This window comes from Actinophytocola sp., from assembly GCF_035712165.1.
Taxonomy (GTDB): Bacteria; Actinomycetota; Actinomycetes; order Mycobacteriales; family Pseudonocardiaceae; genus DASYTH01.
The window spans coordinates 19935-31147 of record NZ_DASTBH010000555.1 but is presented as its reverse complement, the minus strand read 5'-3'; the positions used below and the strand labels follow the sequence as shown (position 1 = coordinate 31147).

Below are 11213 nucleotides of genomic sequence, written 5' to 3'. Positions count from 1 at the left end.
CTGCCGGGCCATCACCGCGGCGTGCTCATGCGACAGGGCCGCGTCCTGGTGATGTTCGTGGACTTCGGCCAGGCGACGACCCTGGCCCAGCCCGAGGAAGGCAAGCGGTACCAACAAGACGCCGCCATCATGGCCGACCGTCTCCGCAGCGCCCCCTGGGCCTGACCCGCCTGGCCGTTGCGCGCGCTCGGTGCCGTCAGGCTTGGCGGCGCTGCGGGCGCTGGCCGACACCGACCACTCCGCGGGAATCGGAACAGACTGGGACATCACTGCCATCTCGACAAGGTGATCATTGTCGACAGTGGACCATCCACCCGAATACTTCGCTGCGCTGCATGAGTGCGGCGGCAATGCGAACGACGGTTGGGATTTAGTCGATACTCGATTCTCGTGCAGCGGCGGGTGTTCGGCGTTTTCTCGAAAATGATGCGGAGAATCAGGATTGTCCGTGGTTCGGACCGGAGGCGCCGAGGGTTCTGTGTGCGAGGAGGTCGGTGCCGGCGATGCGGCCGAACCGCGGGGTGGGGGGCGGCTGGGCATGGTGATCGTTGACAATGGGGGGGTGAGCCAATCCCATGGGCATCACCAGCACCGGGTGTGGGGGCTGGATCCGGAGCGGGCCATCTACGGAACCGTGGTCCTGATGTCGGTTCTGGCCGTTTATACCGGGTGGGAGGGCCATCCGAACTTTCTCGGGGTGGCCTTGGTGATCACTTTGCCGACGTTGGCGTTGATGCTGGCCCACCTGTTCGCGGGGTCGATGACCAGGCACATGGCGGTGGAGCGGCCGCTCACCTGGCCGGAGTGGCGGCAGTTGCTGCGCGATGATGCCGAGTTCTTGCTGGTGGCGGTCCCGCCGCTGGTCGCGTTGGCGATCGGTTGGCTGAGCCCGTTGGACGCCTTCGGCAGCATCCAGGTGATTCTCGGGCTGGGCACGCTGATGCTGGCCGGCTGGGGACTCTATGCCGGGTTCCGGGCCGGGCTGACCGGGATCTGGCTGATCGGCTCGGCACTGGCCGGTGGGGGGATCGGGGCACTGGTGATCGCCCTGCAGATCGTGTTCAAGCCGCACTGAGCGGGCGTCAGTTGTGGTTGATGATGGCCGAGATCAGACCGCGGCCGGGGAAGTCGGCGTAGACGATGCCCAGCCGGGCGCTGCGGGGCCGGCCGAGGACGTCGTTCATGGTCATCGCGTTGGTGCCCTCGAAGGCCACCGAGCAGGTCCCGAGGAAGCAGTTGACGCTGCGGTACTCGGGGATGCAGTTGGCCGAGCGGCCGCAGGTGTTGATGATGCCGCGGGTCCAGCCGGTGAGCAGGTTGGGCGCGCCGGTGCCGGGGCTGGAGTGGCCGCTGGCGACGAAGTACGGGAACGACCCGCCCGAACCGCTGAGGAAGTTGACGTAGATCGCGGTGGCCGGGCCGGTCTGTGCCGCGCCCAACTGGGTCTTGATCGCGCGCCACTTGTTGGCCAGGTCCCAGTTGGTCGTCAGGTGGTAGGCGTCCTGGATCCGCAGGCTGTTCCACGGGATGCCGAACCGCATGCCCGAGCTGAAGTTCTGCAGGACGACGATCTTGCCGCGGATGTCCGCGAGTCTCGGGTTGTTGCTCGCGCCCCGGTAGACCCGCGCCGGGAACCGGTCGAGGCCGGCCTTGACCGCGGTGTCGAACCCGGCGGTGGGTCCGGTCTCGTGCTGGATCCGCATCAGCACGGTCTCGCCGGGGTGTGCCCGGAGAAACCGGTCGACGGTCGCCAGCACGTCGTTCTCGAAGTCCTGACCCTGCCGGCTGATCCCGTGGTAGATCTTCAGCCGGCCGCTGCCGTCCTTGCCCAGCCGGATGTCCCACGCCCGGATGCCCGAGCTCAGCTGGGTGGCCAGGTTCATCGACTGGGTGAGGGTGATGTCACCGCCCGCTACTGAAGCGCCCGTGTCGTGGGTGCCCGGGACGGACAGGCTGCTGAGCGATCTGGTGCCGGACAGCGATCTCATCCAGTCGGTGCTGGTCAGACCGATGGTCGAGTCGTGGGAGTAGGCCGCGGTCTCGTGTGCGGCGGCGGGCGCCGCGAAGGCGAGTCCGAGCGAGGCGAGCGTGGCCACGACGGTCGCGGTCCTCGCGGAGGTCCGAGCGGATGTCCGGGCGGATGTCCGGGCGGATGTCATCGACGTGTTTCCCTTCAACGGTGCGGAGTTGCCCGGCGAGGGACCGAGCACAAAGTACCGTTGAGCTCACGGGAGACGGGTTGCCGACCGAGCCGATCGTGTCGAGACGTTCGCCCGGCCGGGTTACGCACCGGTCAGGAACCGTGGGTGTCCTGCTCGATGGCGCCGCCGAGGCGGGCCTGCAGCGCCAGCATGTAGTCCCGGGAGTTGCCGGACACGGTCCACCGGTTGCCGACCAGGTACACCCCGCCGTACGCCTTCGACATGTCCACCCACTCCCGCTGCCCCTTGGCGGTGTCGAAGTCGAGGAGCACCAGCTTCTCCCCCGTCCCCGAGCAGTTCGCCTGGCGGAAGTCGGACCCGTGCTGCGGGGAGCTGGTCTGGCAGCCGACGGCGGTGGCCAGCGCCTCCACCGTCATCGGCTCGGAGGGCATGGTGTTGGCGGCGTCGTCGGGTCGCGGCTGGCCGCCGTGGCCGTGGCCCCCGGCCTCCGGCGCGCCCGGCCCGGCCCCGCATCCGGCGACCGCGAGCACGGCCGCGGTCACGAGCGCGGCCAGCACCCGGCCGCGCCACACCCGCTCACTGGTCTGCGCACACCACACACCAGTTCATACGGTCCGCACCGGCCGATCGTTCAAAAATTGGCTAGCTGAGATCCGGTGGCCGCTCGGTGGGCACCCGGGTGGTCGGGGTCACCCGCCTGCGGGCCAGGAAGGTCAGGATGGCGGCGGTCAGCGCCAGGGCCAGGCCGGTCTGCTCGCTGGTCCAGCTGATCACGCCGAAGCCGATCAGCAGTGCCAGCGTCGCCTGGATCAGTCCCTGGGTGGCGACGGGTTCGGCCTTGGCCGAGTCGATGATCCGGCCGAGCACCGGGCGGCGGGTGGGCAGGTCGTTCATGGCTGCTCCTCCTCCCCAGGAGGGTGGTTCCTGCCATGACAGGAGGGCGCAGCGCGGCCCCTGATACCTGCGTCACCCGGGAGTGGCCCGCCGGTCGAGAAATTGGGTGCGGCCAATCAGCCAGATCTGTCCGGCGCAGCCAGATATGCCGGGCGGCGACACTCGGCGATTACACTTATCGCATACTACCCCGCGCTATTGTCGCCACCCGGCAGTTCTGGAACGACGCTAACCCTTCCGGGCACGCTTACTCTTCTTGGCGTGCGCGTCTTCGAAGGCGGCAATGACGTTCGCCGGGATACGGCCGCGTTCGGCAAGGTCGTACCCGTTCTTCTTCGCCCATTCGCGGATTGCTTTCGTCTGCTCCTTGCTCCGGGTATCCGCGGACCGCACCGGCGCCGAGGCCGGTGTGGCACCACGCCGGACCCGGCCCCCGACCCGCCGTGCGGAGTCGACGTAATCGGCCAGACTCTCCCGCAGGCGGGAGGCGTTTTCCTCGCGCAGGTCGATCTCATAGCTGACGCCGTCGAGCGCGAAGGTCACCGTGGAAACATCGTCACCCGGTATACCGTCCAAGTCGTCGACGTACTGGACAAGGACTTTCTGAGCCATCAGTTCAACTCTTTTCTTCGGGTCAGAAGGGTCGCGCACTGTGGATTGGCTGCGGTTGCGCACCGCGCTAGTCGACAGCCTACGCGACTCTTTTTTCGTTTCGCTAGTATCATGTCCACAGTGGTCTACTCCAGCCGTCGAACACGGCATCGAAGCCGGCCCATAGAATCACCGGGTGACCGCTCCTGGAACCAGTTCGGAAGTGCGCGACCCTTTCCGGGTACTGCACCGTGTCTTTGGGTACGACTCCTTCCGCGACGGGCAGCAGCCGATCGTCGAGCACCTGATCGCGGGTGGCGACGCGCTGGTGCTGATGCCCACCGGGGGCGGCAAGTCCCTCTGTTACCAGGTGCCGGCGCTGGTCCGGGACGGCATGGGCGTGGTGGTTTCCCCTCTGATCGCGCTCATGCAGGACCAGGTGGACGCGCTGCGCGCGCTCGGCGTGCGGGCAGATTTCCTCAACTCCGCACAGGATCCCGGGCAACGCCGCACCGTCGAGGCACAGGCGCGGTCCGGCGATCTTGATCTGCTCTATCTGGCGCCCGAACGACTGAGTGTTGAGTCAACAATGCGCTTCCTGGAACAGTGCCGGATCGCCCTGTTCGCTATCGACGAAGCCCATTGCGTGGCGCAGTGGGGCCACGACTTCCGTCCGGACTACCTGGCCCTTTCCGCGCTGCACGAACGCTGGCCGGACGTGCCGCGGATCGCGCTGACCGCCACCGCCACCGACGCCACCCGCCGGGAGATCGCCGAACGGCTGGACCTGACCGGCGCGCTGCACCACGTCGCGAGCTTCGACCGGCCGAACATCCAGTACCGGATCGTGCCGAAACAGGAGCCCGCCCGGCAGTTGCTCGACCTGCTGCGCACCGAGCACGCCGGCGACGCGGGCATCGTGTACTGCCTGTCCCGCGCGTCCACCGAGAAGACCGCCGAGATGCTGGTGGCCAACGGAATCCCGGCGCTGCCGTACCACGCCGGCCTGGACGCGGGCACCCGCGCGGCCAACCAGGCCCGGTTCCTGCGCGAGGACGGCCTGGTCATGGTCGCCACCATCGCGTTCGGCATGGGCATCGACAAACCCGACGTCCGGTTCGTCGCCCACCTCGACCTGCCCAAGTCGGTCGAGGGGTACTACCAGGAGACCGGCCGGGCCGGCCGGGACGGCCTGCCCTCGACCGCCTGGCTGACCTACGGGCTCGCCGACGTGGTGCAGCAGCGCAAGCTGATCGACGGCTCGGACGGCGACGCCGCGCATCGCAGGCGCCAGTCGCTGCACCTGGACGCGATGCTCGCGCTGTGCGAGACCGTGGAGTGCCGGCGGGTCCGCCTGCTCGCCTACTTCGGTCAGGAGGCCGAGCCGTGCGGCAACTGCGACACCTGCCTGGCGCCGCCGCAGACCTGGGACGGCACGGTCCCGGCCCAGAAGGTGCTGTCCACGGTCTGGCGGCTGGACCGGGAGCGCCGGCAGAAGTTCGGCGCCGGGCAGATCATCGACATCCTGCTCGGCCGCACCACCCAGAAGGTGACCCAGTTCCGGCACGACTCGCTGTCGGTGTTCGGTGTCGGCACCGAGTTGAACGAGAGCGGCTGGCGCGGCGTGATCCGTCAGCTGCTGGCGCAGAACCTGCTCAGCGTGGAGGGCGACTACGGCACGCTGGTGCTCACCGAGGCCAGCGGTGCGGTGCTCGGCGGCGAGCGGCCGGTGCCGATGCGCCGCGAGCCGGAACGCACGGCACGCGCCGGCAAGGCCAGCCGGGCTCCGGCGGCCGAGCTGCCGGCCACGGCGGCGCCGGTGTTCGAACGGTTGCGCGCGTGGCGGGCCGGCGCGGCCAAGGAGCAGGGCGTGCCGGCCTACGTGATCTTCCACGACGCCACCCTGCGCGAGATCGCCACCCGGATGCCGGCGAACCTGGCCGAGCTGGGCTCGGTGAGCGGCGTGGGCGAGCACAAGCTGGCCCGCTACGGCGAGCAGGTGCTGGCGGCGCTAGCGACCGGCTGACGGTGTCTCGGGGCGCCACCGGCTGTGCTGGGTGGCCCGCAGGAACTCGTCCTGCGGGCGCTGCACCGGGCGGCCACCGAACTGGGTGGACAGCACGATCGAGGACCGCATCTCGCCGTGCCGGCCCAGCCGCTCCAACAGGCCCTCGAAGTGCTCGAGCGACGCCGCCCGCACCTTGAGCATGGAGCAGTGGTCGCCGGACAACTTGTGGATCTCCACCACCTCCGGGTAGTCGTCCGCGCCGCTGGTCTTGAGCAGGCAGCTGGCCAGCGCGCAGCGCATCTCCACGAAAGCGGTGATCGGGTAGCCGGCCCGGCCCGCCTCGACGGCCGCGTGATAGCCGGTGATCACCCCGCCTTCCTCGAGCCTGCGCACCCGGTCGGCGACCGCAGGCGGCGAGAGGTTCACCCGCCGGCCCAGCTCCTTGAACGACAGCCGGCCGTCGGCCTGCAGCTCGTCCAGGATGCGCCAGTCCAGGTCATCGAGCTGCCTTTCCGTTCGTAAGGTCATGCGCCTCGGATTCCTTTCGGATCGCCCGTGGAAGGCCCGACGGTCCGTTGGCGGAGCCTTCGAACCGGCAGGTTAGCCGTCTACCCTTTTGATCATGAGCGTTCTCCTCGGCCACTCCCCCGACACCGCCCGCCGGCGCACGATGGTCTCGCTGTTCACCGGCGTCGCGCTGCTGAACATCGGGTTCGCCGGGGCGAGCACCGCGGCGACCCTGATCGCGGCCGGACTGGGCGGCGAAGCGGTCAGCGGGCTGCCCAGCGCCGCCGGGGTGCTCGGCGCGGCGCTCGGGGCGCTCGGCATCGGCGCGCTGACCGCGCGCTACGGGCGGCGGTTCGCGCTGCTGGTCGCCTACGGCGTCGCCTGCGCCGGAGCGCTGACCGGCTTCATCGCGACGGTGGGCGCCCTGCTGCCGCTGCTGGTACTCGGCGTGCTGCTGCTCGGCGTCGGCAACGGCGGCGCGCTGCTGTCCCGCTACGCCGCGGCCGAGTTGTATCCCGCCGAACGCCGAGGGTTCGCGCTGTCGGCGATCGTGTGGAGCGGCACGGTCGGCGCGGTGGTCGGCCCCGCGCTGATCGCGCCGGCGGCCGCGGTCGCGTCCGGCCACGGCCTGCCCCGGCTCTCCGGCCCGATCCTGGTCGGCGCGCTCGCCATCGCCGGCGCCGCCCTGGCCACGGCCGGGGCCCCGGCCAGCCGGCCGGCGCCCCGGCCGGTGGACCACCCGGGCGAACCCGCGACGGCGACGCTGCGCAGGCCGGCGGTCCGGCTGGCCGTGGTGGCGATGGCGGCGGCGCAGATCACCATGGTGGCGGTCATGCTGATGACGCCGCTGCAGCTCGAGCGCCACGGACACGGGCTGGACGTGGTCGGGTGGATCGTCAGCGCCCATATGATCGGCATGTTCGCGCTCGCCCCGCTGTCCGGGAAGATCGCCGACCGGTTCGGCGGGCGGGCCACGATCGGGGCCGGGTCCGCCGTGCTGCTCACCGCCGCCGCCCTGGCCGCGCTGCTGCCCACGGCGCACTCCTCCGGGCTGCCGGTCGCCCTGTTCCTGCTCGGGTACGGCTGGAACCTGGTGTTCGTGGGCGGAAGCACGGTGCTGAGCCGGGACCTGCCCGAGCACGCCCGGGTCCGGCTGCAGGGCGCCGTGGACGCGATCATCTGGGTCGCCGCCATGTTCGCGAGCCTGGCCGCGGGCCCGCTGTTCGGCTCCGGCGGCTACCCCGTGCTCGCCGCGCTGGCCGGACTGGTCGCGCTGGTGCCGGCGGTGCTGCTGCGGAGGTGACTCAGCGGAACCAGGACCGCGCCTTCCTGGTCGTCGTGCGGCGCCAGGCCCGGTCCAGCTCCCGTTCGGCCCGGGCGGCGATGTGTTCCTCCCGGCCGTAGAGCAGCCCGAAGGTGAAGGCGTTCTCCGCGGCGGCCTGGGCCCGCATGCCCAGCTCCCGCAGCACCGGCCGGGCCATCACGCTGTCCTGGAACTCGCCGAGGACCCTGGTCAGCGTCCGGGCCTGGTTGGCGGTGCGCCGGGCCGGCTTGCCGAGTACCGGCCGGACGGCCACCACGGCGTAGCGGAACCGCTTGGCCGCCTTGCGCATCCGGTGCAGTTGCGCGTCGCGGTCCGGCCCCGGAGCCGTCCGGCGCGCGTCGCGCAGCCGGCGGGCGACCTTGCGGTGCGCCCGGCGGACGTGCCGGGGCAGCTCCCGGCCGGCCGGACGCCGGGCCGCCGCGGTCAGCGGCGGCTCGGCCAGCAGCCGGTCGATGGCGGCGAGCAGCCGCAGGTAACGCTTGCCGCGCAGGGTGCGCATCGCCTCCCGCCGGGCCGCCGCCTCCGCCGGCCCGAAGTGCCGGGTCAGCCGGCCCCGGACCGGGCCGACCAGCAGCTCGGCCGGCAGGCTCGTGGCGGCGGCGTGGAAGCGTTCGTACTGCACCTCGAGGTCGCGCGCCGGGGCCAGCCGGGCGCCGAGCCAGCGCAGCTCTCCGGCCAGGTCCCGGGTGCGGTCCCGGTCGACGATCCGGCCGAACACCCGTAGCGCGCTGCGCATCTTGCGGGCCGCCACCCGCAGCTTGTGCACCGAGTCCGCGGCCCCCTTGCGCACCAGGAGGTCGGCGCGGGTGAGGGCATCGGCCTGCTCGCGCAGGTAGGCCAGCACGGTCTCGCCCGCGGTGGCCGGCCGGTCCGCCCGCTCGGGGCGCACGTCGAGCACCCGGGCCAGCTTGGAGGCGACCGCGGAGCGCCGGATGCCGGCCTTCGCCAGGCGCCGCTCGGCCCGGTCGAGGAAGGCCGCGTCGGTGCCGTCGGCCAGTTCGACCTCGACCTCCCGCCAGGTGTCCGCGGTGGCCGGGTCGCCTTCCGCCCACCCCGTCACCAGGTCGTCGGTGACCTCGGCGAGCGGCCCGTCGGCGCCCAGCAGGCGGCGGCGGTCCCGACGGGTGCTGATCCGGGCCACCGGCACCAGCGCGGCCCCCCGGGTGTGGCCGGTCAGCAGGTCGGTGAGCTCGACCGGGGGCTCCTCGCCGGCCGCGCCGAGCGGGACCCGCGTCTCGTCCCGGGTGTCCGGACCCACCGGCACCTTCAGGTGCCAGCCGGCGTCCGGCCCGCCGCTGCGCCGGCGCAGGGTGACTCCGGACCGGGCCAGCCGCAGGTCGGCGGTGTCGAAGTAGACGGCGTCCAGTTCCTCGGTCTCCGGGTCGGAGCTGGCCACCACGCCGGGCAGACCGTCCAGCACCGGGAGCCGGGTGTCCGGCCCGAGCTCGTACTTGCGTTCGGTCTCGGCATGCGTGGTCGCCTTCATGCCGGCTGGCTACCCCCTCGGGGGTCGGGTTCAACCCAAAACGGCCGCCGCCGCGCTCGAAGGAGTCAGCCGAGCAGCGGCGGCGGCCAGGGCCTGGCGGCCGACCCGGTCAGGACTTGGCGGCCTTGCGGGTCGCGGTCCGCACCTTGGCGACCGCGCTGTCCACCTTGTGGTTGTACTTGCCCTTGGTCTGCTTGTTGATGAAGCGTCCGGCCTGCTCGGCCATGCGGCTGACCTTGTCCGGGTTGTTCTTGACGTACTGCCTGGCGGCGCCGGCCGCCCCGGCGACGACGGTCAGCTTGCGAAGCAGCTTTGCCATGATCGTCCTTCCTGTTTCCTCCGTTATGCCAACGTTACCCAGAAGGACTCATGGTGAAACCGATCAACCGTGTTCCTTGAGCCACACCACGATCTCGTCGAACACACTGTCCTTGTCCGGCTCGTTGTGCAGTTCGTGGTACCAGCCGTCGTAGAGCTTGAGCGTGACGTCCGTCGAACCGGCCCGCTCGGCCACCAGTCGGGTGCCGCTCGGGGCGGTCAGCCGGTCGGCCGAACCGTGCAGCAGCAACAACGGCATCGTCACCGTCGCCAGCTTGGACTTGACCGCCTCGGCGGCCGCCAGCATCTCGGCCCCGGTCCGCGCCCTGATCTTGCCGCGATAGTTCAACGGGTCGGCGTCGTAGGCCCGGACCACCTCGGGATCACGGCTGACCGTGCTGGAGTCGAGCCGGATCGTGCCGAGGTTGGGCGCCACCGCGGACAGTCCCCGGCCGGCCAGCCGCGCCACCTTGGGCCCCACCGCGATGTCCACCGCGGAGCTGGTCAGGATCAGGCCGTGCAGCTCGGCCGGGCGGCCCGTGGTGACGTACACCAGCGCGACCAGGCCGCCCATGCTGTGTCCATACAGGAACACCGGCCGGTCCGGGTGGCGCTGCGCGGCGCTCCTGATCATGGTCTCCAGGTCGACGACGACCTCGGACATCCGGTTGATGTTGCCTCGGACGCCGTCGGACTTCCCGTGGCCGCGGTGGTCGGCGGTGTAGACCGCATAGCCGTCCGCCGCCAGCCGCTGACCCACGTGCGCGTACCGGCCGCCGTGCTCGGCGAGGCCGTGCACGATCACCACGACCCCGGTCGCCGCGTCCGGAACCCAACCCTGCCAGTAGATCTGACCGCCGCCCGCGCCGGCGAACGTGCCCTCGACGTGTTCGATGGTCACCAGGCCTCCCCGTGCATCTCGTGTCCGGGCACTTTACGCAACAGGCCGCGGTAGGCCTCGAACACCGGCTGGCCGTGGTTGAGCACCGAGTCGACCTCCCGGGCGATCGGCATGTCCACCCCGTGCTCGGCGGCCAGTTTGAGGACCACCGAACTGGTCTTGACGCCCTCGGCCACCTGCTTCATCTCGGCGATGATCTGCTCCAGGTTCTTGCCCCTGGCCAGTTCGTAGCCCACGGTCCGGTTGCGCGACTTCGGACTCGTGCAGGTGGCGATCAGGTCACCCATGCCGGCCAGGCCCGCGAAGGTGTCCGCCTGCCCGCCCATCGCCACACCCAGCCGGGCCAGCTCGCGCAGCGACCGGGTGATCACCATGGCCCGGGTGTTGTGCCCGGCCTCCAGGCCGTCGCCGAACCCGACGGCGATGGCGAACACGTTCTTCAGCGCACCGGCAAGCTCGACGCCGATCACGTCGGTGCCCGTGTAGACCCGGAACAGCTTGGTACGGAACAACTCCTGCAGCATCTCCGCCGAGCGCAGGTCCGGCATCGCGATCGTGGCCGCGGCCGCGTAGCCCTTCACCACCTCGCCGGCGATGTTCGGCCCGGCCAGCACGCCGGCCGGGTGGCCGGGCATGATCTCGGCGACGATCTCGGTCATCCGCCTGCGGGTGCCCTGTTCCAGGCCCTTGACCAGGCTCACCACCGGGATCCACGGCCGGACCTGCTCCACCACCTCGGTCAGCACCGAGCGGAACGACTGCGACGGCACCGCCATCACCAGCACGTCGGCCGACCCGGCTGCCTCGGCCAGATCGGCGGTCGCGCGCAGCGAGGCGGTGAGCGTCGCCTCCCCGAGGTACCGGGAGTTGGTGTGCCTGCGGTTGATCTCGTCGGCCGTGTCCGGATCTCGCGCCCACAGGACGGTCTGCGTGTTCTGCGCGGTGAGGGCGGCGACCGTGGTACCCCACGAGCCTCCGCCGAGCACCGCGACCGAGGGTGGACGCCTGGTCATCGAGTTCTC

The 11213-nt window shown here is 71.0% G+C and carries 12 protein-coding genes; 3 read left to right on the top strand and 9 right to left on the bottom strand.

From position 1 onward, the window contains the following. The first annotated feature begins 562 nt into the window (after positions 1-562). Positions 563-1075, top strand: a complete 513-nt coding sequence (locus tag VFO68_RS31550; RefSeq protein ID WP_325162073.1) for a hypothetical protein — start codon at positions 563-565, stop codon at positions 1073-1075. 7 nt (positions 1076-1082) lie between these two features. Here the strand turns inward: VFO68_RS31550 and VFO68_RS31545 are convergent, their stop codons facing one another. From VFO68_RS31545 to VFO68_RS31530, 4 genes are all read right to left on the bottom strand, one after another. Next, the gene (locus VFO68_RS31545; protein ID WP_325162072.1) at positions 1083-2096 is read right to left on the bottom strand and encodes a phosphatidylinositol-specific phospholipase C; all 1014 of its coding nucleotides are present in this window, start codon (positions 2094-2096) and stop codon (positions 1083-1085) included. A gap of 197 nt (positions 2097-2293) precedes the next feature. Further along, entirely contained in the window at positions 2294-2761 is a 468-nt protein-coding gene (locus VFO68_RS31540) for a hypothetical protein (RefSeq protein ID WP_325162071.1), read from the bottom strand. Positions 2762-2804: 43 nt separating this feature from the next. Further along, positions 2805-3056, bottom strand: coding sequence for a hypothetical protein (locus VFO68_RS31535; RefSeq protein WP_325162070.1), 252 nt, complete (start codon positions 3054-3056; stop codon positions 2805-2807). A 228-nt stretch (positions 3057-3284) separates the two neighbouring features. Continuing rightward, complete coding sequence (locus VFO68_RS31530; protein WP_414635610.1) at positions 3285-3731, bottom strand: histone-like nucleoid-structuring protein Lsr2; 447 nt, start codon at positions 3729-3731, stop codon at positions 3285-3287. Positions 3732-3843: 112 nt separating this feature from the next. On the opposite strand from VFO68_RS31530, the gene recQ reads away from it, so the two are divergent. Continuing rightward, positions 3844-5673: a DNA helicase RecQ gene (gene recQ / locus VFO68_RS31525; protein WP_325162069.1), complete on the top strand. Its 1830-nt coding sequence runs from the start codon at positions 3844-3846 to the stop codon at positions 5671-5673. Here the strand turns inward: recQ and VFO68_RS31520 are convergent. Next, positions 5659-6183 carry an Lrp/AsnC family transcriptional regulator gene (locus VFO68_RS31520; RefSeq protein WP_325162068.1) on the bottom strand — a complete coding sequence of 175 codons (525 nt, stop codon included), beginning with the start codon at positions 6181-6183 and terminating at the stop codon, positions 5659-5661. The genes recQ and VFO68_RS31520 overlap by 15 nt on opposite strands. Positions 6184-6277: 94 nt before the next feature. On the opposite strand from VFO68_RS31520, the gene VFO68_RS31515 reads away from it, so the two are divergent. After that, a complete protein-coding gene (locus VFO68_RS31515) occupies positions 6278-7465 on the top strand; it encodes an MFS transporter (RefSeq protein WP_325162067.1) in 1188 nt (395 codons plus the stop codon). Between the two features lies 1 nt (position 7466). Here the strand turns inward: VFO68_RS31515 and VFO68_RS31510 are convergent, their stop codons facing one another. The 4 genes from VFO68_RS31510 to VFO68_RS31495 all read right to left on the bottom strand — a co-directional run bounded on the left by VFO68_RS31510 (position 7467) and on the right by VFO68_RS31495 (position 11204). Next, positions 7467-8972: a CYTH and CHAD domain-containing protein gene (locus VFO68_RS31510; protein ID WP_325162066.1), complete on the bottom strand. Its 1506-nt coding sequence runs from the start codon at positions 8970-8972 to the stop codon at positions 7467-7469. A gap of 109 nt (positions 8973-9081) precedes the next feature. Further along, positions 9082-9291: an antitoxin gene (locus VFO68_RS31505; protein ID WP_325162065.1), complete on the bottom strand. Its 210-nt coding sequence runs from the start codon at positions 9289-9291 to the stop codon at positions 9082-9084. Between the two features lie 63 nt (positions 9292-9354). After that, entirely contained in the window at positions 9355-10191 is an 837-nt protein-coding gene (locus VFO68_RS31500) for a lysophospholipase (RefSeq protein WP_325162064.1), read from the bottom strand. Further along, complete coding sequence (locus VFO68_RS31495) at positions 10188-11204, bottom strand: NAD(P)H-dependent glycerol-3-phosphate dehydrogenase (RefSeq protein WP_325162063.1); 1017 nt, start codon at positions 11202-11204, stop codon at positions 10188-10190. Before VFO68_RS31495 ends, VFO68_RS31500 begins: the two co-directional genes overlap by 4 nt. Positions 11205-11213: the final 9 nt, after the last annotated feature.

Bases quoted from the DNA above. Each gene is read 5' to 3' on its own strand.
- VFO68_RS31535 (WP_325162070.1), bottom strand. From the start codon at position 3,056: ATGAACGACCTGCCCACCCGCCGCCCGGTGCTCGGCCGGATCATCGAC.
- VFO68_RS31520 (WP_325162068.1), bottom strand. From the start codon at position 6,183: ATGACCTTACGAACGGAAAGGCAGCTCGATGACCTGGACTGGCGCATC.
- VFO68_RS31515 (WP_325162067.1), top strand. From the start codon at position 6,278: ATGAGCGTTCTCCTCGGCCACTCCCCCGACACCGCCCGCCGGCGCACG.
- VFO68_RS31510 (WP_325162066.1), bottom strand. From the start codon at position 8,972: ATGAAGGCGACCACGCATGCCGAGACCGAACGCAAGTACGAGCTCGGG.
- VFO68_RS31505 (WP_325162065.1), bottom strand. From the start codon at position 9,291: ATGGCAAAGCTGCTTCGCAAGCTGACCGTCGTCGCCGGGGCGGCCGGC.
- VFO68_RS31495 (WP_325162063.1), bottom strand. From the start codon at position 11,204: ATGACCAGGCGTCCACCCTCGGTCGCGGTGCTCGGCGGAGGCTCGTGG.